Here is a 20,940-nt window from a genome sequence, read left to right as displayed (position 1 = left end):
GGGCCGGGTCTGGATCCGAATGCGCTGCATCGTGATCACCTTCTTCGGAAGGCGGCGCCTGAATGGCGTCCCGGTTCCACGATCACGCGGTGGGGCGGGGGGACCGCAGTGCCGAGGGGCCGTCCCCGTGGGGCCGAGGAGGCCGCTGCGGTGCGGGGCCGATCGGCCCGGGTACGCGCGCCACGACGCCGATGACCACCGGGAGGACGTGGAAGCGTCAGCAGATCTTGCAGCCCTTGCCCATGTCCTGCTCGGCCAGCGGTTCCTCGAACGCTTCGCGAACGTCACTGCGCTTGAGGTGGAAGGCGGTGTACTGCCTCGGGCTGGCGAGCGCGATCTCACAGGCGCCGTCGCGCTCGTACGCGGGCATCCCGTAGGCCATGACCTCGTCGAAGCCGACCAGCTCTTCACGGCACAGCTGCCGCACCTCGGCCAGCGCCACCCTGCGTTGCTCGGGAACCTCAGCCAGGTAGTCGTCGACGTTGCTCGCCTTCATCTGCACCATGCCGCGAGGCCATGCCGGATTCAAGGCGCCCATCAACGTTCGACGGGTGCATCCGCCCGGACGATGGTGATCGGACACGGCGCGTGGAGCGCCGTCTGATGGCTCACCGAACCGAGCAGGGTCCGGCTGAAGCCGCCGCGACCACGGCTGCCCACGACCAGCATGTCCGCACCCTCTGCCGCTTCGACCAGGACGTCGACCGGATTGCCGCGTACGAGCCGCTGGTGCACGGAGGAGGCACCGTCCTCACCGAGAACCGTGCGGACCTCCTCGACCAGCCGACGCTCGGCCTCCTCCTCGTCGAACGTGGTGTCCACCGCCGGGGCCGACCACGACGCGGCACCGGGCAGGTCCCACGCTGCGACCGCCTCTACTCGCCCGCTCACCAGCTCTGCGTACCGGACCGCCCAGCGCAGCGCGGCCTGGGACGAGGGCGATCCGTCGACGCCCACCACGATCCGCGGAGCCTCTTGCTGCCTGTCCATGCCGTTCATCCTTCCGACGGCTGATACATCCACAGTGTGCGCATCGCGATCGCCCCGCCACACGAGCAGGGGATGGCTGCCGTGTGAGCGTGTCTGAAAGATCGTGTAAGTCCGTGATGTGACAGCCTGGCCCGGGGCTCGGCCTCGGGCCTGTGGGCCAGGCGGATCGGACGAGTCATGGCAGACAAAGACGAAGCGGCCGCGTCCGTGGCCGGCGACAAGACGGTCGACGAGGTGGTCGAGCGGCTGCTCGACAAAGCTGACTCCTCGGGAGCGGCCCTGCTCGGCGAGGGCGGGCTCCTGACGGAGATCACCAAGGCTGTTCTGGAGCGGGCTCTGGAAGCCGAGATGAGTGAACACCTCGGCTACGAACGCGGAGATTCCGCAGGTCACGGCTCTGGAAACTCCCGGAACGGGACGTCGCCCAAGACGGTCCTGACCGATGCCGGCGCCGTCACTTTGGCGGTGCCCAGAGACCGCAACGGTGAGTTCGAGCCGCGTCTGGTCCCGAAGAACGCCCGCCGGCTGGCGGGATTCAACGACCGGATCCTCTCGCTCTACGCGCGCGGGATGAGCGTGCGCGACATCCGCTCCCACCTCGCCCAGATCTACGGAGTCGAGGTCAGCCCAGACCTGATCAGCAAGGTCACCGACGCCGTGATCGACGAGCTCGTGACCTGGCAGAACCGGCCCCTCGACGCGGTCTGGCCGATCATCTACATCGACGCATTGTGGGTGAAGATCCGTTCTGGCTCGGTGACATCGAAGCCGGTCTACCTGGCCGTCGGCGTCGACATGGACGGCCGCAAAGACGTCCTCGGCTTGTGGGTTGGAGCCGAGGGTGAAGGCGCGACCACGTGGATGGCGGTGCTGTCGGAACTGCGGAACCGGGGTATCGAGGACGTGTGCATCGTCGTCTGCGATGGTCTGAAGGGCCTGCCCGACGCCGTCACCGCGACCTGGCCCAAGGCCACGGTCCAGACGTGCGTGATTCACCTGACCAGGGCCTCGCTCAGACTGTCGTCCGTGCGGGACCACCCGAAGCTGGTGCCGGCTCTGAGAGCGATCTACACAGCGCCGACCGAGACGGCCGCCGAACAGGCCCTTGACGCGTTCGAGGCCTCTGACCTGGGCGAACGCTACCCGGCGATCGTGCGGACCTGGCGGTCGGCCTGGCCGGAGTTCACTCCCTACCTGGCGTTCCCACCGGCCATAAGGACGGTGGTCTACTCCACGAACATGGTCGAATCGATCAACTCGCGGCTCCGCAAAGCCACCCGCAACCGCGGCCATTTCCCCTCGGAACAGGCAGCGTTGAAGGTCCTCTACCTCGCAGTCCGCGAGCAGATCAACCCCAAAGCGCGCGATGCCAACCACGTCGCCCCACACTGGAAGGAAGCGCTGAACCAGTTCTCACTCTTCTTCGAGGACCGGCTCAGCATCCAATGACACCAACCGACTTACACAAGATCGCTGACACGCCCTGCCGTGTCAGCCCTTGGGGAGGCGGAACCACCGTTCCTGGCTTGCGGCAATGCGTTCGCGCCGGTCTCCGGGCAGGACCAGGGGCACCGGCCCCAGGGTGGACGAGGGGACGCTGATGCCGAGCCGTCCGGGCCGGAACCGGATACGGATGTCCCGGTGCCCCAGGTAGGAGATCGAGAATGAGGAACGGGGCACTTCGGAGAGGGGCACCGGGTCGATGTGCAGGCCGTCGCCGTGGGGCTCAAGTCCGACGATGCCGCGCTCGACGAGGTCGAGGGTGCCGCCCATGGCACCGAGGTGGATCCCTTCACCGGTGGTGCCGCCCTGGATGTCCGTGATGTCACTGAGCAGGGCTTCCTGGCAGTAGCGCCAGGCGTTCGGGCCCTGTTCCCGGGCGAGGACCCAGCCGTGGACGAGGCTGCTGAGCGTGGAGCCGTGGCAGGTGCGCCGGACGTAGTAGTCCACCGTCCTGCGCCAGAGGTCGTCGTCGAGACGGCACCCAAGCCGAAGGAACAACCGTTCGAGCACTCCACAGGCGTTGCCAGGACACCTGGTGGGAGGCCAGCAGCGAGGGGAAGTCCGGGGCGTGCGTGGCACGGTCGATGCTCCGCCGCAGCGGATCCGCCGGGGGACGGTCGAGCGAGGTGCACAGGGCGGCTGGGAGATCCAGGCAGTGCCCTCCGCCTCCACTCCGGCCCGGTGCTCGACTAGGTGCCGCCCGGCCAGGGCGCGGTAGCGGTCGACTCCCGCGTTCGTCACCTCGCCCTCTAGCACGGACTCGATCTCGATCCGGCCTCTCCAGCCGTATGCTCTGAACACCATGTTCTGCGCAGCCAGGTTCGGGTCGCCCATGTGGACGAGGCGGGTGTGGGTGACGCCCAGGCGGCGGCCTTCCGCGTCGTGGAAGAGCATGCGGCGGGTGAGCGTTCCGGCGCGCAGGTCCAGCGACACGTGGCTGTGGCGCAGAGCGGGGTGGTCGGGTGTGAGCCAGTCGCCGGGCGGTGCGCCCTCGGGCAGGCAGCGGTACCGCAGGGCGGTCCAGTCCGGCAGCCGGACCATGTCCTCGTTGGAGACCGTTCGTCCGCCGATGGTGGAGGCGAGCCGGTTGTAGCAGCCGGCGAGGTAGGTGCCCGGGTAGTGGATGTCGTCGGCGACGCTTTCGGGGGCTGAACCACGCGTGGCGAAGCGGCCGTTACCCAAGGTGCACAGGGCTTCGACCAGCCGCTCGGTCTTGGGGCCGTAGCGGTGGTACTCCCAGCACCAGGCGGTGGTCACGGGCGGCAGCCGTCCTCGAGTGCGGCAAGTAGCCCGCCAAGGGCTTCGAGAAAGAGGGCGGATACGGCTGCGCACCGGACCGCCTTCTCCCGCCGTTCCTGAAGCGCGGGCCGCACATCGTCGAAAGTACGGACTCCGTCGGTCCGCAGCATCACGGAGAAGGCCTCCTCCTTGCGGGCGGCGACCGCGTGGACGGTTGCGCACCCGGGCAGATCCTCGGGCGTCCCGGGCGGGAGGTCGCTGTGTCGGGCGGCGAGGAAGGCGCGTACGCCGCCGAGCCGGGCGCGGCCGTCGACCAGGTCCCGGTACTCGCGGACGGCGTCGAACGGGCGCGGTCGCGCACCGGCGTACGACGGCTGCCACTCGGGAAGGCAGCAGTCGGAGGTCTCCTTCCAGGCGGCCGCGTCGCGGTCCGCCGTGGCAAGGAGCACTCCGTCGGTGTCGAAGACGACCGCGCGTAGGTCGTTCATGAGTCGTGCACCACGCGACGGCCGGTGATGCGAGTCGGGGTGAGCTTCATCCAGTGGCTGCGCGGGCCGCCGGCCCAGGGCTGGGAGCGGGCTGTGGTGTTGAGGTGGTGGGTCTCGTCCGGGTCTGTGACGGCCGCCAGTTCACCCACGGCCAGCACGCTCCAACCGGTGGCGGTCACGTCGTCGATGTTGTCGATCTCGAAGGCGATCTCGGTTCCGGCCGCTCTGGCTGTGACGGCTTCCGCGGAGGTGCGGAAGGCAATGCCGGGCCCTGCGACCAGGTAGTTGACGGGGAGGACGGCCGGGCCTTCGGGCGTGAAGATGGCGATGCGGCCCACGCCGTGCGTGTTCAGCAGCCGCCGGCATTCGGTCTCGTCCAGGGGTACGAGCGCACTGTCGCGCCGGGCGGTGGACCGGCCGGCGACGCGGTGGGCGCTGGCGCCGGTCAGGTCGTCGACGGTGAGGCCGAGGGCGTCGGCCACCCGGACGAGGGTGCCGATGGCAGGACTGGCGGCGTGCTCCTCCAGGTAGGTGATGTACGTTCCGTCGGCGCCGCACCGCCGGCCCAGTTCGTCGCGGCTCAGGCCGAGGGCTTCGCGGCGGGCCGCCAGGCGGCGGCCCAGGTCGGTGCGTCCGGTCATCGCGTCGGGCTGCTGGGAATGGGTGCTCGGCGTGTTCACGGCGCTCACTGCTCCTCGGGCGGTACGGCGACGGTGTCGTGCTGCGGTCCGCCGAGCACCACCTTGAGGGCGCCGGTCTCGCCGGCGCGGGAGAAGACGTCGTACGCCTCTTCCATCTGGTCCAGCTCGAAGCGATGGGTGACCATCTCGGCCCCGGGGAGGCGGCCGGCGGCCATCATGCGCAGCAGCATGGGGGTGGAGTGGGTGTCGACGAGGCCGGTTGTGATGGTGACGTCCTTGATCCAGAGGTCTTCGAGGTGGAGGACGGCGGGCTTTCCGTGGACGCCGATGTTGGCGACGCGGCCGCCGGGACGGACCATGCGGGTGCACATCTCGAAGGTCTCGGGCACGCCGACGGCCTCGATGACCGCGTCCGCGCCGAGCCCGTCGGTGAGGTCCTCCACCAGCCGCTCGGGCTCTTCGTCCGCTCTGGCGGTGGCATCGGCGCCGAGCTCGCGCGCGGCCGCGAGCCGGGACGCGGCCAGGTCGACGGCGATGATCCGCCCGGGGCTGTAGAGCTGTGCTGTGGCGATGGCGGCCAGGCCGATGGGTCCGACGCCGACCACGACGACGGTGTCGCCGGGGCGCACGTTGCCGTTCAGCACGCCGACCTCGTAGGAGGTCGGGAAGATGTCGGCGAGCAGTACGGCGTCGTGGCCGGCCAGGGCGCTGGGCAGCGGGTGGACGGAGAGGTCGGCGAAGGGGACGCGTACGTACTCGGCCTGGGTGCCGTCGATGGTGTGGCCCAGGACCCAGCCGCCGCCTCCGCGGCACTGTCCGTAGTGGCCCTCGCGGCAGAAGCGGCAGCGGCCGCAGGCGGAGATGCAGGAGATCAGGACGCGGTCGCCGGGGCGGACGCTGCGGACGTCGCCGCCGGTTTCGACGACGGTCCCGACGGCCTCGTGGCCCAGGATCCGTCCGGGAGTGACTTCGGGGACGTCGCCCTTGATGATGTGCAGGTCGGTGCCGCAGATGGTGACGGCATCGACCCGGACGATCGCGTCGGCGGCGTCCTTGACGGAGGGGTCCGGGGCGTCCTGCCATGAGGTCTGTCCGGGCCCGTGGAAGACGAGTGCCTTCATGGCGCGGCCTTCTCTCTGTGCGCTGTGTGGGAGGGGGTCACCGTCAGGCTGTGCCTGCGTCCCTCCCTCCCGCTTGGGCCGGTCGGCCCCTACCCGGGACCGGTCGGTACCCGGCGGAGACAGCGTTCCGGTGCGACGGTGGAGACCGGCATCCGTCCCAAAGGAGGGCTGCTGCCATGTCCCGGTCAGCCTCGTCCCCTACTTCCGCCCGCCCCGGCCCTGCTGAGGTTCCTCGGCGGAGTACGGACGGTCACAGGCATCAAGTTCCTCGTCGAGAGCGACCACGCCCGGATCCTCGTCGACTGCGGACTCTTCCAGGGTGTCGCGGACCTATGGCGCCGCAACTGGGACAAGCTGCCCTGCGACGCCTCCGACATCCACGCCGTCGTCGTCACCCACGCCCACCTCGACCATTGCGGATGCCTGCGCGCCTGGTCCGGCACGGACTGGCGCGGACCGATCCTGACCGGCGCCACCACCGCACGTCTCGCCGAGATCGATGACGAGCTGGGCTGGACGGTCGTCGTACCCAAGTCCGGGGAGGCCGTCCTGGTCCGCTGACCGGGGCCGGACGGTCCCTGCGGTGTGCACCGCGCGGCCCTCCCGGACACGGTGGCCCACCGAGCAGGGTGGACGTACGGGAGCTGTGCAACGAGGACTCGGCCGTCGGCCGGTACGTCTCCACCGCGGTCGCGGCGGTCATCGCCGACCGGCTCGACTCAGCCCGCACCCGGCTCCTCGACCTGTTCGCACCCCATGGCAGCGGCACCCCGCTCGCCTACGCACGCTGAGGACCCCGCCATGACCTCCACCCCGTACACCGTCGCCGACGTCATGACCACCAAGGTCATCGCCGTCACCCCCTCGACCGGCTTCAAGGACATCGCCACCGCGATGGAGCGGTGGAAGGTGACCGCCCTCCCCGTTATCGAGGGCGAGGGCGACGTGGTCGGTGTGGTGTCCGAGGCCGACCTCCTCCCCAAGGAGGAGTTCCACGAGCACCGCCCCGGCTTGATCGAGCAGATGCGCCGCCTGGGCGACACCGCCAAGGCCGGCTCCACCCGGGCCGAGAACATGATGACCACCCCGGCCGTCACCATCCGACCCGACGCCACCCTGCCTCAGGCCGCCCGCCTCATGGCCGACCGGCACATCAAGCGCCTTCCGGTCGTCGACGCCGACGGCACCCTCAAGGGCATCGTCAGCCGCGCCGACCTGCTCAAGGTCTTCCTCCGCACCGACGAGGAACTCGCCACCGAGATCCGCCACACCGTCGTCGACCGCCTCTTTCCCCTGTCCCACGATGCGGTCACGGTCTCCGTGGACCAAGGGATCGCCACGCTGACCGGTCAGGTCCGCGGCGGCGATCTGATCCCCCTTGCCGAACGCCTCACCCACTCCGTCGAAGGCATAGTCGGCGTCCACTGCCGACTGGATGCACCGGCCGAGGCGTGAAGTCCGACCGCGGGGCCGTGCCGGGGCGATGCCGCGCAGAGCCCGTACCACCGAGGTGCGCAGCCGGACTGCTGCGGACATGCTTCTTGTCGAAGACCAAGAAGGCAGCCAGGAGGGGTCCCAGCTGACGCGCGCCCGGTACCGTACGCACGCCGTGGCGCGCAGACGCACGGACCCCCGAACATCGCGCGCTCAGCCTGGTAAACGGGATATCCGGCTCAACGGAGGGTTCGCACGCACGTCCGGTGACAACAACGGTCGTTACGTGCCAACTATCGTTGTGAGTCACAGGCTCTCAACGGCGGACGCGGGGCATGCCCAGGCCGATCCACGAGATGATCTCGCGCTGGATCTCGTTGTTCCCGCCACCGAAGGTGAAGATCACCGCGCTGCGGTAGCCGCGTTCGAGCTCGCCGTGGAGGACCGCGCCCGCGGAGCCGTCCTTCAGGGAGCCGGCCGCACCGACCACCTCCATCAGCCAGGCGTACGCGTCCCTGCGGGCCTCGGAGCCGTACACCTTGACGGCGGAGGCGTCCTGCGGGGTCAGGGTGCCGTCCTGGACGGCGCCCACCATCTGCCAGTTGAGCAGCTTCATCGCGTCGAGCCGGGCGTGGGTGCGGGCCAGGCGGCCGCGGACCCAGGAGAGGTCGATGACGCGGCGGCCGTCGGCGAGCCTGGTCCCGGCGGCCCAGCGCTGGACGTCGTGCAAGGCGCGGATGGCCATGGTGCCGTGGGCGGCGAGGGTGACGCGCTCGTGGTTGAGCTGGTTGGTGATCAGGCGCCAGCCCTTGTTCTCCTGCCCGACGCGCCGGCTCGCCGGGACGCGGATGTTCTCGTAGTAGCTGGCCGTGGTGTCGTGCGAGGCGAGGGTGTTGATCAGGGTGCACGAGTACCCCGGGTCGGAGGTCGGCACCAGGAGCATGGTGATGCCCTTGTGCGCGGGGGCGTCCGGGTCCGTGCGGACGGCGAGCCAGACCCAGTCGGCGGTGTCGCCGTTGGTGGTCCAGATCTTCTGCCCGTTGACCACGTACGTGCCGGTCTCCTCGTCGCCCTCGCGGACGGCCTTGCACTTGAGCGCGGCGAGGTCGGTGCCGGCGTCCGGTTCGCTGTAGCCGATGGCGAAGTCGATCTCGCCGGCCAGGATCTTCGGCAGGAAGTACGCCTTCTGCTCGTCGGTGCCGAACTGCATGATGGTCGGCCCGACGGTGTTGAGCGCCATCAGCGGCAGCGGTACGACGGCCTGCGCGGCCTCGTCGAAGAAGATGAACTGGTCCACCGGGGACATCCCGCGCCCGCCGTACTCCTTGGGCCAGCCGACCCCGAGCCAGCCGTCGGCGCCGAGCTTGCGGATGGTCTCCCGGTAGAAGCGCTTCTGCGCGGCCGGGTCCTCGTAGCGGGCGTAGACGTCCTCCGGCACCAGCTCGGCGAAGTAGGCGCGCAGCTCGGTGCGCAACTGCTGCTGCTCAGGCGTGTATTCGAGGTGCACGGCCCCTCCGGGTGTCTCGCGGTCCAGCCGGTCGCTGTGGTGGCGGCGCACAGAGTAGAACGTGTTCCAAGAAGGGGGAAGGACTCGCGGGCCGCCGATTGCGCGGACCGCCGACGGGGCGCGAAGCCGTACCCGACAATGGGCTTGCGCGGTACGGGAGTTCAGGGAACCAGGGGGACGCATGGACAGGGCCTGGGAGCAGGAGTTCGCCGGCCGGGACCGGATGCCGGAGCACCGGGACCGGATGCCGGAGCACCGGGACCGGATGCCGGAGCACCGGGACCGGATGCCCGGCGACCGACCGCCCGCCGACCCCGTACGCGCGGACCGCCTGCCCGCCACCCGGCCGGAGCACTCCGGGGGCGTGACCCAGATCCACGAGCCGGGGGCCCTGCCCGTCGACCCCGGGGTCCCCGCCCGCGAGGGGTGCTGGGAGCTGCTGCCGGGCGACGTACGCGCCAAGACGCTCGAGAAGGCGGGCCGGTCCCTGGTGTGGTGGGCCCGGGTCTACGACGACGGCGCCCCGTTCGCGGTGGTGTTCGGAGACCGGGGGCTGTGCCGGGTCCAGCCGGTGTACCGGGGCGGCCGCGCGGAGGGGCACCGGGGCGAGCGGAGCCGGGTGGAGCCCGGGTCGCTGCTGACCCGCTCCTTCGACGGGCGGCCCGCGCAGGCGGGCGGCGGCGCGGCCGCACCCGGCCGGCCCGGCGCGCCGGTGGAGCGGCTGGTCCTGGACCCGCCGGATGCACAGGGGGTGCTCGGGCACTTCCCCCTCGACGTACAGGACTTCCTGCAGCGCCCGTTCCTGGCCGACCGGCGGACCGTCACGGCCGAGTGGTACTACGAGGAGACCATCGAGGCCGCGCACACCGGCCTGTTCGTCCTCCTGTGCCTGTCCACCGACCGCCACGTCACCGCGATCGAGGCCCGCCGCACCCTGGACCGGGGCGCGACACCGGACCGGGCCCGGTGGCACTCCCTCACGTGCCACCAGGCCCGGCTCACCCCCCGCTGACCCTCGCGGGCCCGGTCAGGGAAGGAAGACGACCGAGCGCAGCTTGAGCCGTTCCGAGCCGTGGCCGGTGAACGCGCGCAGGTCGAAGTGGTCGCCCGTGCAGTCGGCGTTGGTGAAAACCCGTGCGACGGCGTCGGTCCGGTTGCGCGGGGAGAAGGCCGGCTCGGAGGAGTTCGGGTCGGCGACCTCGGGGATGCCGACGCACTCGTCGCTCTCCGGGTCCAAGAGCCGCTCCTGTCGCGGCTCCCCGTCCAGGCCGACGTACGAGTAGCTGAACTCGCCCGTGGCGGCAGTGGCCGAGCCGGGCACGGCGACGAGGAGGGTGAGGGCGCTGGCGGCGGCGACCACGACGGTACGAAGGCGCATGGGGGCTTCCCTTTCGGATGGCTGTGCGGAAGTCGATGGTGATCACGCTAGAGGGCCGCGAGCATGATCAAACGGTTCTTCCGACGCACCGGAAAGGGTGGTTTACCGCCCTGTTGCCCAGGGCATTCACCACCCTTTGCGCACCTACGGTCAGTTCAGGGCCGTGATCATCGCCGCGGCCGTCGCCGCCATCGCCGTACGGGCCGCCGTCAGGTACGGGCGCGGGTCCGCCGGGGTCAAGTGGGTACGGATGGCCTCGGTCATGGCCAGGTTCAGCGCGGTGCCGATGTTGACCTTGCGGATGCCGCCCGCCACCGCCGCCGCGAGTTCCGCGTCCGGCAGGCCCGAGGAACCGTGCAGCACCAGCGGCACGTCCACGGTCTTCGCCAGCCGGGCGAGCAGCGCGTGGTCCAGCGCGGCCGTGCGGCTGGTCATCGCGTGGCTGCTGCCGACCGCCACGGCCAGCGCATCGACACCGGAGTCGGCCACGAACCGGCGGGCCTCGTCCGGGTCGGTACGGGCACCGGGCGCGTGCGGGTCGAGCGGGGCGGCGCCGTTCTTCCCGCCCACCTCTCCCAGCTCGGCCTCGACCCACAGCCCGTTGGCGTGCGCCCAGTCGGCCGCGGAGCGGGTGGCCTCCAGGTTCTCCGCATAGGGGAGCTGCGCGGCGTCGTACATCACCGAGCTGAACCCGGCGTCCGCGGCCTGCCGGAGCAGGTCGGCGCTCTTGACGTGGTCCAGGTGCAGGCCGACCGGGATCCCGGCGGCCTCCGCGCAGGCGGCGGCGGCGCGCGAGATGGGCAGCAGCTGCCCGCCGCGGAACTTCACGGCGTTCTCGCTCAGTTGCAGGATGACCGGAAGGCCCGCCTGTTCCGCCCCGGCGACGACGGCCTCGGCGTGTTCCAGGGTGATGATGTTGAACGCGGCGACGGCGCGGCCCGCGGCCGCCGCCTCCAGGACGAGCGTCCCGGCGGAGACGAGGCTCATCGGACCGCCTCCTCACCGGCGGTGAGGATCACGGAGCGGGTCAGGTTCCGCGGCCGGTCCGGATCCAGGTCCTGGTGGGCCGCGACGGCGATCGCCAGCCGGTGGACCCGTACCAGCTCGGCGAGCGGGTCGAGCCGCCCGGCCACCCACTGGCCGCCGGCGGCCCGTACCTGCTCTGCGAGCCCCTCGGGGGCCTCGCCGAGCGACCAGGTGAGGGTGCCGGGCCCGGTCACGCTGATCGGCCCGTGCCGGTACTCCATCGCCGGATACGACTCGGACCAGGACAGGGAGGCCTCGCGCATCTTCAGCGCGGCCTCGTTCGCCAGGCCCACGCTCCAGCCGCGGCCGAGGAAGGTGAACTGCCCGCGGCTCGCCGCCTGTTCGGGCAGCGGCTCGGCGAGCGCGGTGCGCGCGTCGGCGACGGCCGCGCAGGTGTGGCGTCCTACGTGGGCACGGAGCAGGGTCAGGGCGGTGGTCGCGAAGCGGGTCTGCACGACGGACTGCTCGTCGGCGAAGTCGAGGACGACGAGCTCGTCGGCGAGGGTCATGACCGGGGTCGCCGGATCCCCGATGACGGCGGTCGTCGGCACACCCGCGTCCCGCAGCCCGGCCAGCAGGTCCAGCACCTCGGTGGTGGTGCCGGACCGGGTCAGCGCGACGACCCGGTCGTAGCGGCGGTGCCGGGGGAACTCGGATGCGGGAAACGCGTCGGTCTCCCCCTGGCCCGCCTCCTCGCGCAGGGCTGCGGCCGCCTGGGCCATGTAGTACGAGGTCCCGCACCCGACGATCGCGGTACGCTCCCCCGGCTGCGGCAGGAACGCCCGCTGGGCCACAGCCAGTTCGGCGGCTCGCTCCCAGCACTCGGGCTGAGTGCCCAACTCGTACGCGACGTGGCTCATGGCGGCTCCCTGGCGTGGTGGGTGCAGTTTCCTGCAAGGTAGCGGCCCATTTCACGCAACTTCAAGCACCCAGGGGGTTGATCTCCTGAGTTAATGTCGACGCGTAGGCCGATGGAGCACACCCGAGGGGGTCGAACGCCGTGGGGTCCATGACCCGCAAGGAGCGCTGGCAGACGCTGCTGGACCTGCTGGTGGAGCGGGGCGAGCTGGAGGTCGAGCCGACGGCGGAGGCCCTCGGCGTGTCCGCCGCGACCATCCGCCGCGACCTCGACCAGCTGGCCGAGCAGCAGCTGCTGGTCCGCACGCGCGGCGGCGCGGTGGTCCACGGCGTCTCGTACGAACTCCCCCTGCGCTACCGGACGTCCCGCCGCGCCGCCGAGAAGCAGCGCATCAGCGAGGCGGTGGCGGAGCTGATCACGCCGGGCGAGGTGATCGGCCTGACCGGCGGCACGACGACCACGGAGGTGGCCCGCGCCCTGGCCGGCCGCCCGGACCTGGCGACGGGCGCGCCGGCGCTGACGGTGGTGACCAACGCGCTCAACATCGCGGGCGAGCTCGTCATCAGACCGCAGTTCAAGATCGTCCTGACGGGCGGGGTGGCCCGCCCCCAGTCGTACGAGCTGACCGGCCCGCTGGCCCAGCAGGTGCTGGGCCAGCTCACGATGGACACGGCTGTCGTCGGCGTGGACGCCTTCGACCCGGCGGACGGCGCGGCGACCCGCCACGAGGACGAGGCCGCGATGAACCGCCTGCTGTGCGAACGGGCCCGCCGGGTGGTCATCGCGGCGGACTCCAGCAAACTCGCGGTCCGCGCCTTCGCCCGTATCTGCCCGACGCGGTCGGTGGACGTCCTGGTGACGGACACGGGCCTGTCGGACGCGGTGACGGCGGAATTCGAAGCGTCGGGGGTGGAGGTACGGAGGGTCTAGGGGCGGGGTTGGGGGCAGGGCGGAGGCGGGCGGCCGGGTCCACGGACGCGGCATGGGCTTGCGCGGCGGGGGCGGGGGCGGGCGGGGCCCTCGGACTCAGGCCGGCCTGTCCGACGGGGGTGGTGCGGGTGGCGGCGGTCTGTCATCTCCGCGCTGGAAGGAGCCACAGGGACATCGGCGGCAGAGTCTCGGCACTCCGCGTCGGAAGCATCGACCGGAAGGCCAAGGGGCCGGAGTCTTGCACCCGGCGCCGGAGGTGTCGGCGGGAAGCACGGGGGCCGGGACCGGTGTGCGCGGTGCCGGAGACACCGGGCGGGAGGTCAGGGGCGGGGTCCGTGCGCTCGGCGACGGAGACACCGGGCGGGACCTCAGGGGCGGGGTCCGTGTACTCCGGGTCAAAGAGGCCAATCGAGACGTGCGGGCCGGGTCCGCGCACGCGGCGACGGCGGGGTTGGTCGGGAGCCAGGGGGCGGGGCTTGTCGACTCGGGGTCGGGAGGGTCCGCCGGGACGCCCTGGTCGGGGTTCCGGCCGACCGGCGTCGGTGTGTGTCCGGGGGTTTCCCGGCAGTCCACTGTCCTTCCGGGGCGTGCCGGTCCCTCAAGGGCGCTCCTTCGTCGCGTCGCTACGCGATGTCGCTGCGCTCCACCCTTGACCGACCGACCCGCCCCGGAATGCCATAAGACTGCCGGGAAGCCCCCGAAGGAACGGTCAGGGGGACAGATACCCACACGGGTTCATCAGAGATGTCCGACCTTGTCCCCCCCGGTCCAGCCCACCAGGACCCGGCCGGGACAGCCGATGGGGCCGCGGGGAGGGCCACGCCTCCCTCAAGGGCCCATAGACACCCCTTCCGAACCCAGGCAGGGTCAACCCGCACCAGACAGCGAAGAGATGACCATGCGGTCCCAGTCGGGCCGTGGACGCCCCGGATCGCTACGCGCTCCGCCTGGTTCGGCGGCTGACGGCCGTCTGGGGCTGGACAGAGGCCGCCCACGACCGGCACAAGCCGGCCCGGAAAGCGCCTGCGGGTCGTTTGTCCCGTTTTGACGCCCAGTTGAGACGTGAAGGGGCGCTTGCCGGAGTGAGAGGTTGAGAAATCCGCCATCAGACTCCGTCTGGCCCGCATTTCGCCCCGAACGGCTCGCAGACGCCCGAAAACCTGGCCACGGAGGCGTCTGGGCGGCCTATGTCCAGCCCCAGACGGCCGTCGGACGCCGAGAGATGAGGAGCGCGTAGCGATCTGGGGCGCCTGCGGGGCCACTCCTACCGGCCTGGTCATCTGGCCGCTGTCTGGTGCAGGTTGACCCTGCCCTGGTCCGGAAAGGGTGTCTGTGGGCCCTTTAGGAGACTGTGGCCTCCCCCGGGCCCCATCCCGCTCCACCTCGGTGGTCCTGGGGAATGGGGTGCGGATGGACAGGGGCTCCCGCTCGGCATCTCTGATCGGGGCCAATCGGAACACGAACCCCCTGGCCATCCTTCGGGGGCTTCCCGGCAGTCTGTTGTCTTTCCGGGGCGGGTCGGTCGGTCAAGGGTGGAGCGCAGCGACATCGCGAAGCGACGCGACCGCAGGGAGCGCCCTTGAGGGACCGGCACGACACGGAAGGACAGTGGACTGCCGGGAAGCCCCCGGACACACACCGACGCCGGTCGGCCGGAACCCCGGCCAGGGCGTCCCGGCGGACCCTCCCGACCCCGAGTCGACAAACCCCGCCAAACCCCGCCCCTGACCGGCTGGTCGACCTCGAATGCGTGGGTCCTGCCAGTGCCTGCCCCGCCCGCTGACCACCCCGCATGTATCGGTCCCACCGACACCTCACCCCCGCCCGGCTAGTCGGCTCCGAGCATGTGAGTCCCGCCGGCGCCCGCCCCGCCCAGCCGATCGAGCGTGGGTCCCCCAACACCCGCGCCGCCCGCCCCGCCCACCCGGCCTGTCGGCCCCGACTGTGCGGGTTCCGCCCGTTCCCGCCCGGCCGTCTGCCCCGAGTGCTGAGTCCCGTCAGTACCCGCCCCCGTGCCCCGCCCAGCGCGTCCACTCCCCGCTCGCGGGACCCGTGCAACGCCCCGATGCCGTCAGTGCGGGGGGAGGCGGCCGGCCTCGTGGCTCAGGGCTGCCAGGACCGGGGCGATCAAGGGGTGGGATTCCGCGCCGCGGCGGGTTGCCGCGAAGACCCTTCGGGTGGGCGCCGAGCCCGCCACCGGGCGAACCTGGACCTCCTTGAGGTCCATGCCCCGCAGCGCCGAGCGGGGGACGAGGGCCACCCCCGCCCCGGCTCCCACCAGTGCCGTCACAGCACGGAAATCATCCGAGGAGTGCACGAACCGGGGCTGGAAGCCCGCCAGTTCACAGGCCAGCAGGGTCACGTCGTGGCACGGGTTCCCGGGATACTGCCCCACCCAGTCCGCGTCGGACAGGTCCGCCAGCGACACCTCGGGGAAGTCGGCCAGGGCATGCCCGGAGGGGAGCACCGCATCGAAGGGCTCCGCGTACAGCGGGAGGACCGAGAGGCGGCCGTCGTCGGCGCCCGGGGCGCCGCGGTACTCGACCGCCAGCGCGAGGTCGGCTTCGCCGTCCAGCAGCAGCGGCAGGCTCTGGTCGCCTTCCGCGTCCCGGACGCGCAGGCGGATGCCCGGGTGCGCGTGGGCCAGGCGGGCGATCGCGGGGGCGAGGACCTCGGCGATGCCGGTGGCGAAGGCGGCCACCGTGACCTCGCCCGCCGCGCCCCCCGCGTACGCCGCGAGCTCGGCTTCGGCTCGCTCCAGCTGGGCGAGGACCTCGTGGGCGTGCCCCAGCAGGATTTCGCCGGCCGCCGTCAGCCGTACCCCCCGGCCGCTGCGGGTCAGCAGCACGTGCCCGGTCTCCTGCTCCAGCGCCGCGAGCTGCTGGGAGACGGCAGAGGGGGTGAGGTACAGGGCTGCGGCCGCGGCGGTCACCGTACGGTGGTCCGCCACGGCCCGCAGAATGCGCAGCCGGCGGGGGTCGATCACCCCACTATTCTCGCAGGCGGCACGGGCCGCCGGGGCCGCCGGCCGGTCGGGCCGCAGGCCACACGATCGATCCACCGGGGCAGCCCCGTCAGGCCACCCAGACAGACGGCCGGTCAGGCCGCAGGCCACACGACCGATCCGGCAGGACAGCCCCGTCAGGCCACCCAGACAGACGGGCGATCAGGCACCCGGGCTCCTCAGGCCCCCGCGCCCGCCCCCGCGCCAGCCAGCGCCGAACGGGCGTCGATGAAGGCCGCGATCGCGCGCTCCACGTCCGCCGTGGAGTGGGCCGCCGAGAGCTGGACGCGGATGCGGGCCGCGCCCATCGGGACCACGGGGTAGGAGAAGCCGATCACGTACACGCCGCGCTCCAGCAGGAGCTCCGCCATCCTGGCCGCCTCCGCCGCGTCGCCGATCATCACCGGGGCGATGGCGTGGTCGCCGGGGAGGATCTCGAAGCCGGCCTCGGTCATCTTCGTCCGGAAGAGCGAGGTGTTGGCGGCGAGGCGCTCGCGCAGGTCGCCGGCCGACTCCAGCAGGTCCAGGACCTTCAGGGAGGCGGCGGCGATGACCGGGGCGAGGGAGTTCGAGAACAGGTACGGGCGCGAGCGCTGGCGCAGCAGCTCGACGATCTCGGCGCGGGCCGCGACGTAGCCGCCGGACGCGCCGCCGAGGGCCTTGCCGAGCGTGCCGGTGATGATGTCGACGCGGTCCATGACCCCGTGCAGCTCCGGCGTGCCGCGGCCGCCGGGGCCGACGAAGCCGACGGCGTGCGAGTCGTCGACCATGACCATGGCGTCGTAGCGCTCGGCCAGGTCGCAGATCTCGGCGAGCGGGGCGACGTAGCCGTCCATGGAGAAGACGCCGTCGGTGACGATCAGCTTGCGCCGCGCGCCGCCCTCCGTCGCCTCCTTCAGGCGGGCCTCGAGTTCGGTCATGTCGCGGTTGGCGTACCGGAAGCGGCGGGCCTTGGACAGCCGGATGCCGTCGATGATCGAGGCGTGGTTGAGGGCGTCGGAGATCACCGCGTCCTCGGCGCCGAGCAGCGTCTCGAAGACACCGCCGTTGGCGTCGAAGCAGGAGGAGTAGAGGATGGTGTCCTCCTGGCCGAGGAACGAGGACAGCCGCGCCTCGAGCTCCTTGTGCACCTCCTGCGTACCGCAGATGAAGCGGACCGAGGCCATGCCGTAGCCCCAGCGGTCCAGCGCGTCCTTGGCGGCGGCGACGACCTCGGGGTGGTCGGCCAGACCGAGGTAGTTGTTGGCGCAGAAGTTGAGGACCTCACCGGGGGCGCCGCCCGCGGTCACCGCGACCGCCGCGCTCTGCGGGGTGCCGATGACGCGCTCGGGCTTGTGCAGGCCCGCGGCGCGGATCTCGTCGAGGGTGGTGCGGAGGTCTTCGCGTACGGACTCGAACATGGGCTTCGGCTTCTCCTTGAGCGGCGGACGAAGGGGGCCGGGCCCCGCGGAGGGGGGAGGGTGGGCGGGGCCCGGCCGGAGGGAGATGGTTCGGTGGGACGGAGGCGAGGAGGCCCGGAGACCGGGAGACCCGGAGACCAGGAGACCAGGGTTCCCGGAGGCCCGGAGACCCGGAGACCCGGAGACCCGGAGACCAGGAGACCAGGGTTCCCGGAAGGCGGGTCACGCCCTCCCCTCCAAGCCCCGGACCCGGAAGGCCGTTACGCCGTCCAGTCCAGGATGATCTTGCCGCTGCGGGCGGTGGCCGCCTCGTCGAACGCGGCCTCGAAGTCGCGGTGCGAGTAGCGGCCGGTGATGACCGGGCTGAGGTCCAGGCCGCCCTCCAGCAGCACCGTCATCGCGTACCAGGTCTCGAACATCTCGCGGCCGTAGATGCCCTTGATCGTGATCATCGAGGTGACGACCTTCGCCCAGTCCACCGGGAACTCCTGCGCGGGCAGGCCCAGCATGGCGATCCGGCCGCCGTGCGTCATGTTGTCGATCATGTCGCGCATGGCCTCGGCGCGGCCGGACATCTCCAGGCCGATGTCGAAGCCCTCGCGCAGGCCGAGGCGCGCCTGCGCGTCGGCGATCGTCGCCTTCGAGACGTCGAGCGCGAGCGTGGCGCCGGCCTTGCGGGCGATCTCGAGGCGCTCGGGGCTGACGTCGGTGATGACGACGTTGCGCGCACCGGCGTGCTTCGCCACGGCCGCCGCCATGATCCCGATCGGGCCCGCGCCGGTGATCAGCACGTCCTCGCCGACCAGCGGGAACGACAGCGCCGTGTGGACGGCGTTGCCGAACGGGTCGAAGATCGCCGCCACGTCCAGGTCCACGGCGGTCCGGTGCACCCACACGTTCTGCGCGGGCAGGACCACGTACTCGGCGAAGGCGCCGTCGCGCCCGACGCCGAGGCCGACCGTGCTGCGGCACAGGTGGCGGCGCCCTGCCAGGCAGTTGCGGCACTTGCCGCACACCAGGTGGCCCTCGCCGCTGACGAGCGCGCCGGTCTCGATGTCCTGGACGTCAGCGCCGACGGCGGCGACCTCGCCCACGAACTCGTGGCCGAGCACGAGCGGGGTCTTGACCGCGCCCTGCGCCCAGCCGTCCCAGGAGCGGATGTGCAGGTCCGTACCGCAGATGCCGGTGCGCAGCACCTTGATCAGCACGTCGCCGGGGCCGTACTCGGGCTCGGGTACGTCCATGAGCCACAGCCCGGGCTCGGCCTTGTGCTTGACGAGTGCCTTCATGGGGGTGGCTCCAGGCATGCGGAGGGGACGTTGCAACCACGGGGTCGGGTGCGACGTATCGACAAGGACCAATCTGCCGAGGCGGAGGTGATCAGTCCATCGAGGATTTCTTAAGCGGGTCGACAGCCCAGCTTCACGCCTATGCTCCTCACGTGAAGGGCTGTGGCCTGGGCAGGGGCATACGGCCGGGGCAGGGAATGGGGAGGTGAGGGGCGTGCCGAGTCTGCGCAGCAGAGCGCTGTCGGTCGCGCTGATCGCGGTGGGTCGGCGAAGACGGTTCGCGAGTGCCGAGGCGGTACGCGCGCGGGTGGCCGAGTCGGCCCGCCGGCCGGCGTCGCACCTGCCGCCGCGCTCGCTGGGCCGGGTCGCCGACGTCTCCCGTACCTTCGTCGGTGCCTGGCCGGTGTACGACGCCTCGCCGCGCGGGGTCGAGCCCGCGGCCCAGGTGCTGTACGTGCACGGCGGCGGGTACATCAACGAGCTGGTCCGGCCGCACTGGTCGATGATCCGGACCCTCGTCACGGAGGCGCAGGCCCGTGTCGTCGTACCGGCGTACATACTTGCCCCGCGCGGGACCGCGGACCGGACGGTTCCGGTGGCCGCGGACCTGCTCAGCGGGCTGATCGCGAGCGGCGGAGCGGGCGGGACCGTGCTGATCGGGGACGCGGCGGGAGCCGGGATGGCGCTGGCCGCCGCCCAGCGGCTGCGCGACCGTACGGGGGCGCAGCCGTCGCGGATCGTGCTGATCTCGCCCTGGCTGGACCTGACCATGAGCCACCCGGACCAGGCGGCCATCGAGGCCGCCGACCCGGTGCAGGCGCGGCCGGGGCTGCTGGAGGCCGGCCGGCTGTACGCGGGCACCCTGGCCACGGACGACCCGCGGGTGAGCCCCCTGCGCGGCTCGTTCGCAGGGCTGGCGCCGCTGACGGTGTTCACCGGTACCCGGGACGTGCTGACCACCGACAGCCGGGAGCTGCTGCGCCGGGCCCGTGCGGACGGGGTCGACGTGGAGTTCCACGAGGAGCCGGGGCTGCCCCACGGGTACCCGCTGCTGCCGGTGCCGGAGGGACGGGCGGCCCGGGACCGGATCGTGGAGCTGATCAGGTCGGCCGCCGAGGAGTGACGGCCGGCCCGGCCGACGGGTGGGCCGAAGGGTGAGCCGGCAGGTGGGCCGGCGTGGGGACCGCCGTGTCGGACGCCGGGTGGGCCGTCACGCCGTGCAGGTCATCAGTGAGCTGATCGGCCAGGCGCGGTAGGCGTTCCAGTACGCCTCGTCGCGGGCGCCGTCGGCGGGCGGGGTCCGGTTGGGCTGCCAGCCGACCGTGGTGAAGCCCGCCTCGACGGCGGCCTCGGCGAAGTCGGCGTGCGCCCATTCGCGGAACTCGAAGTCGGCCGGGGGCTGGGTCAGGAACTGCGCCTTCAGCAACGGCGCGTCGCCTTCGTGGACGCGGTCGACGATCCGGACCCCGTACGGCGACCAGTCGACGTTCGGGAACGCGCCGGCGTTCGGCACGATGGCCAGCAGGCGGCCGCCGTCGCGCAGGTTGGCCCGGATGGACCGGAACATGGCGTGCAGCGCGGAGCGGTCGGTGGCGTAGTTGAACAGGTACACGGCGGTGGCCAGGTCGAACGGGCCCATCTGCGGCAGCTTGGCGGCGTCGGCGACCACGTATTCGATGGATGCGGCTTCACCGGGCGCGGCTTCCCTCGCGGCCGCTTCGCCGGGTCGTCCCTCGGCGGCCCCGCCCTGCGGCGTCCCGGTGCCGGCGGCTGCTCCCGTGGGTGCCGGCGCGCCGGCACCCGCCCCGCGCACCGGAAGTACCGCGCCCACGGCACCCTCCAGCGCGCCCACGCCGTTCCCGCCGATCACCCCGTGCGCCCGGGCCAGCCGGATCATCTCCTCCGAGATGTCCACGCCGACCGCCCGGCGGGCCCCGCCGCGGGCCAGCAGCCGCGTGTTGTAGCCGTATCCGCAGGCCAGGTCGAGCGTGTCGAGCCCGCGCACCCCGCCGAGCGCGTCGAGCGCCCCGAGCAGGGTGTGGGTGTCGGCCGCCGAGAACGCCGCCGTGGTCTTCGACTCCACGAAGCGCTCGCCGATGCTGTCGTACTGGAACCGCATGCTCTGCCTTCC

20 protein-coding genes and 1 pseudogene are annotated in these 20,940 nt (G+C 71.9%); 7 read left to right on the top strand and 14 right to left on the bottom strand.

The window, feature by feature from the left end; translation table 11 throughout:
• Positions 1 to 229: 229 nt before the first annotated feature.
• Together AB5J51_RS34045 and AB5J51_RS34040 are read right to left on the bottom strand one after the other, a co-directional pair.
• Positions 230 to 505, bottom strand: a pseudogene (locus tag AB5J51_RS34045) (DUF1801 domain-containing protein); the annotation flags it as partial.
• 32 nt (positions 506 to 537) lie between these two features.
• Complete coding sequence (locus tag AB5J51_RS34040) at positions 538 to 990, bottom strand: universal stress protein (RefSeq protein ID WP_053787135.1); 453 nt, start codon at positions 988 to 990, stop codon at positions 538 to 540.
• Between the two features lie 177 nt (positions 991 to 1,167).
• Between AB5J51_RS34040 and AB5J51_RS34035 the strand changes: the two genes are divergently transcribed.
• Positions 1,168 to 2,439, top strand: a complete 1,272-nt coding sequence (locus AB5J51_RS34035) for an IS256 family transposase (RefSeq protein ID WP_369776429.1) — start codon at positions 1,168 to 1,170, stop codon at positions 2,437 to 2,439.
• A 42-nt stretch (positions 2,440 to 2,481) separates the two neighbouring features.
• On the opposite strand, the gene AB5J51_RS34030 is transcribed toward AB5J51_RS34035, so the two are convergent.
• Genes AB5J51_RS34030 through AB5J51_RS34015 form a run of 4 tightly spaced genes read right to left on the bottom strand, consistent with a single transcriptional unit; the run spans position 2,482 to position 5,982 of the window.
• Positions 2,482 to 3,750 (bottom strand): glycosyl hydrolase family 65 protein, encoded by a 1,269-nt coding sequence (locus tag AB5J51_RS34030; protein WP_369779384.1) that lies wholly within the window; start codon positions 3,748 to 3,750, stop codon positions 2,482 to 2,484.
• Positions 3,747 to 4,220: an HAD family hydrolase gene (locus AB5J51_RS34025; protein WP_369779383.1), complete on the bottom strand. Its 474-nt coding sequence runs from the start codon at positions 4,218 to 4,220 to the stop codon at positions 3,747 to 3,749. Before AB5J51_RS34025 ends, AB5J51_RS34030 begins: the two co-directional genes overlap by 4 nt.
• Positions 4,217 to 4,900 carry a helix-turn-helix domain-containing protein gene (locus AB5J51_RS34020; protein WP_369779382.1) on the bottom strand — a complete coding sequence of 228 codons (684 nt, stop codon included), beginning with the start codon at positions 4,898 to 4,900 and terminating at the stop codon, positions 4,217 to 4,219. Before AB5J51_RS34020 ends, AB5J51_RS34025 begins: the two co-directional genes overlap by 4 nt.
• A gap of 5 nt (positions 4,901 to 4,905) precedes the next feature.
• Entirely contained in the window at positions 4,906 to 5,982 is a 1,077-nt protein-coding gene (locus AB5J51_RS34015) for an alcohol dehydrogenase catalytic domain-containing protein (RefSeq protein WP_369779381.1), read from the bottom strand.
• 138 nt (positions 5,983 to 6,120) lie between these two features.
• On the opposite strand from AB5J51_RS34015, the gene AB5J51_RS34010 reads away from it, so the two are divergent.
• The 3 genes from AB5J51_RS34010 (at position 6,121) to AB5J51_RS34000 (ending at position 7,437) form a co-directional block, all read left to right on the top strand.
• On the top strand, positions 6,121 to 6,543 hold the full coding sequence (locus tag AB5J51_RS34010; protein ID WP_240805105.1) for an MBL fold metallo-hydrolase: 423 nt from the start codon (positions 6,121 to 6,123) through the stop codon (positions 6,541 to 6,543).
• Positions 6,544 to 6,611: 68 nt separating this feature from the next.
• Positions 6,612 to 6,773, top strand: a complete 162-nt coding sequence (locus tag AB5J51_RS34005) for a hypothetical protein (RefSeq protein WP_369779380.1) — start codon at positions 6,612 to 6,614, stop codon at positions 6,771 to 6,773.
• A 10-nt stretch (positions 6,774 to 6,783) separates the two neighbouring features.
• Positions 6,784 to 7,437: a CBS domain-containing protein gene (locus AB5J51_RS34000; RefSeq protein WP_369779379.1), complete on the top strand. Its 654-nt coding sequence runs from the start codon at positions 6,784 to 6,786 to the stop codon at positions 7,435 to 7,437.
• Positions 7,438 to 7,732: 295 nt separating this feature from the next.
• Here the strand turns inward: AB5J51_RS34000 and AB5J51_RS33995 are convergent, their stop codons facing one another.
• Complete coding sequence (locus AB5J51_RS33995; protein ID WP_369780357.1) at positions 7,733 to 8,923, bottom strand: acyl-CoA dehydrogenase family protein; 1,191 nt, start codon at positions 8,921 to 8,923, stop codon at positions 7,733 to 7,735.
• Between the two features lie 181 nt (positions 8,924 to 9,104).
• Between AB5J51_RS33995 and AB5J51_RS33990 the strand changes: the two genes are divergently transcribed.
• Positions 9,105 to 9,935: a hypothetical protein gene (locus AB5J51_RS33990; RefSeq protein ID WP_369779378.1), complete on the top strand. Its 831-nt coding sequence runs from the start codon at positions 9,105 to 9,107 to the stop codon at positions 9,933 to 9,935.
• 15 nt (positions 9,936 to 9,950) lie between these two features.
• On the opposite strand, the gene AB5J51_RS33985 is transcribed toward AB5J51_RS33990, so the two are convergent.
• The 3 genes from AB5J51_RS33985 to AB5J51_RS33975 all read right to left on the bottom strand — a co-directional run bounded on the left by AB5J51_RS33985 (position 9,951) and on the right by AB5J51_RS33975 (position 12,187).
• Positions 9,951 to 10,301 carry a hypothetical protein gene (locus AB5J51_RS33985; protein ID WP_369779377.1) on the bottom strand — a complete coding sequence of 117 codons (351 nt, stop codon included), beginning with the start codon at positions 10,299 to 10,301 and terminating at the stop codon, positions 9,951 to 9,953.
• Positions 10,302 to 10,451: 150 nt separating this feature from the next.
• Complete coding sequence (locus tag AB5J51_RS33980) at positions 10,452 to 11,288, bottom strand: class II fructose-bisphosphate aldolase (RefSeq protein WP_053787128.1); 837 nt, start codon at positions 11,286 to 11,288, stop codon at positions 10,452 to 10,454.
• The gene (locus tag AB5J51_RS33975; RefSeq protein ID WP_369779376.1) at positions 11,285 to 12,187 is read right to left on the bottom strand and encodes an SIS domain-containing protein; all 903 of its coding nucleotides are present in this window, start codon (positions 12,185 to 12,187) and stop codon (positions 11,285 to 11,287) included. Before AB5J51_RS33975 ends, AB5J51_RS33980 begins: the two co-directional genes overlap by 4 nt.
• Before the next feature lie 149 nt (positions 12,188 to 12,336).
• Between AB5J51_RS33975 and AB5J51_RS33970 the strand changes: the two genes are divergently transcribed.
• Positions 12,337 to 13,116, top strand: coding sequence for a DeoR/GlpR family DNA-binding transcription regulator (locus AB5J51_RS33970; protein ID WP_369779375.1), 780 nt, complete (start codon positions 12,337 to 12,339; stop codon positions 13,114 to 13,116).
• Positions 13,117 to 15,187: 2,071 nt separating this feature from the next.
• Here AB5J51_RS33970 and AB5J51_RS33965 read toward each other — a convergent pair.
• The 3 genes from AB5J51_RS33965 to tdh all read right to left on the bottom strand — a co-directional run bounded on the left by AB5J51_RS33965 (position 15,188) and on the right by tdh (position 18,809).
• A complete protein-coding gene (locus tag AB5J51_RS33965; protein WP_053788575.1) occupies positions 15,188 to 16,102 on the bottom strand; it encodes a LysR family transcriptional regulator in 915 nt (304 codons plus the stop codon).
• A gap of 197 nt (positions 16,103 to 16,299) precedes the next feature.
• The gene (locus AB5J51_RS33960; protein WP_133898844.1) at positions 16,300 to 17,520 is read right to left on the bottom strand and encodes a glycine C-acetyltransferase; all 1,221 of its coding nucleotides are present in this window, start codon (positions 17,518 to 17,520) and stop codon (positions 16,300 to 16,302) included.
• 260 nt (positions 17,521 to 17,780) lie between these two features.
• Positions 17,781 to 18,809, bottom strand: coding sequence for an L-threonine 3-dehydrogenase (gene tdh / locus AB5J51_RS33955; protein WP_030295467.1), 1,029 nt, complete (start codon positions 18,807 to 18,809; stop codon positions 17,781 to 17,783).
• 214 nt (positions 18,810 to 19,023) lie between these two features.
• On the opposite strand from tdh, the gene AB5J51_RS33950 reads away from it, so the two are divergent.
• Positions 19,024 to 19,932: an alpha/beta hydrolase fold domain-containing protein gene (locus AB5J51_RS33950; RefSeq protein WP_063785228.1), complete on the top strand. Its 909-nt coding sequence runs from the start codon at positions 19,024 to 19,026 to the stop codon at positions 19,930 to 19,932.
• A gap of 87 nt (positions 19,933 to 20,019) precedes the next feature.
• Here AB5J51_RS33950 and AB5J51_RS33945 read toward each other — a convergent pair whose 3' ends face one another.
• A complete protein-coding gene (locus tag AB5J51_RS33945) occupies positions 20,020 to 20,928 on the bottom strand; it encodes a class I SAM-dependent methyltransferase (RefSeq protein ID WP_369779374.1) in 909 nt (302 codons plus the stop codon).
• Positions 20,929 to 20,940: the final 12 nt, after the last annotated feature.

It is taken from the genome of Streptomyces sp. R33 (assembly GCF_041200175.1).
Classification (GTDB): domain Bacteria; phylum Actinomycetota; class Actinomycetes; order Streptomycetales; family Streptomycetaceae; genus Streptomyces; species Streptomyces katrae_B.
The sequence above is the reverse complement of the archived record's forward strand: the minus strand, read 5'-3'. Positions and strand labels throughout refer to the sequence as shown.

Excerpts from the sequence above, each read along its gene's own strand:
- AB5J51_RS33960 (WP_133898844.1), bottom strand. The coding sequence starts at position 17,520 with ATGTTCGAGTCCGTACGCGAAGACCTCCGCACCACCCTCGACGAGATC.
- AB5J51_RS33980 (WP_053787128.1), bottom strand. The coding sequence starts at position 11,288 with ATGAGCCTCGTCTCCGCCGGGACGCTCGTCCTGGAGGCGGCGGCCGCG.
- AB5J51_RS34040 (WP_053787135.1), bottom strand. The coding sequence starts at position 990 with ATGGACAGGCAGCAAGAGGCTCCGCGGATCGTGGTGGGCGTCGACGGA.
- AB5J51_RS33975 (WP_369779376.1), bottom strand. The coding sequence starts at position 12,187 with ATGAGCCACGTCGCGTACGAGTTGGGCACTCAGCCCGAGTGCTGGGAG.
- AB5J51_RS34025 (WP_369779383.1), bottom strand. The coding sequence starts at position 4,220 with ATGAACGACCTACGCGCGGTCGTCTTCGACACCGACGGAGTGCTCCTT.
- AB5J51_RS34015 (WP_369779381.1), bottom strand. The coding sequence starts at position 5,982 with ATGAAGGCACTCGTCTTCCACGGGCCCGGACAGACCTCATGGCAGGAC.
- AB5J51_RS33990 (WP_369779378.1), top strand. The coding sequence starts at position 9,105 with ATGGACAGGGCCTGGGAGCAGGAGTTCGCCGGCCGGGACCGGATGCCG.
- AB5J51_RS34000 (WP_369779379.1), top strand. The coding sequence starts at position 6,784 with ATGACCTCCACCCCGTACACCGTCGCCGACGTCATGACCACCAAGGTC.
- tdh (WP_030295467.1), bottom strand. The coding sequence starts at position 18,809 with ATGAAGGCACTCGTCAAGCACAAGGCCGAGCCCGGGCTGTGGCTCATG.
- AB5J51_RS34035 (WP_369776429.1), top strand. The coding sequence starts at position 1,168 with ATGGCAGACAAAGACGAAGCGGCCGCGTCCGTGGCCGGCGACAAGACG.
- AB5J51_RS33970 (WP_369779375.1), top strand. The coding sequence starts at position 12,337 with ATGACCCGCAAGGAGCGCTGGCAGACGCTGCTGGACCTGCTGGTGGAG.
- AB5J51_RS33945 (WP_369779374.1), bottom strand. The coding sequence starts at position 20,928 with ATGCGGTTCCAGTACGACAGCATCGGCGAGCGCTTCGTGGAGTCGAAG.
- AB5J51_RS33985 (WP_369779377.1), bottom strand. The coding sequence starts at position 10,301 with ATGCGCCTTCGTACCGTCGTGGTCGCCGCCGCCAGCGCCCTCACCCTC.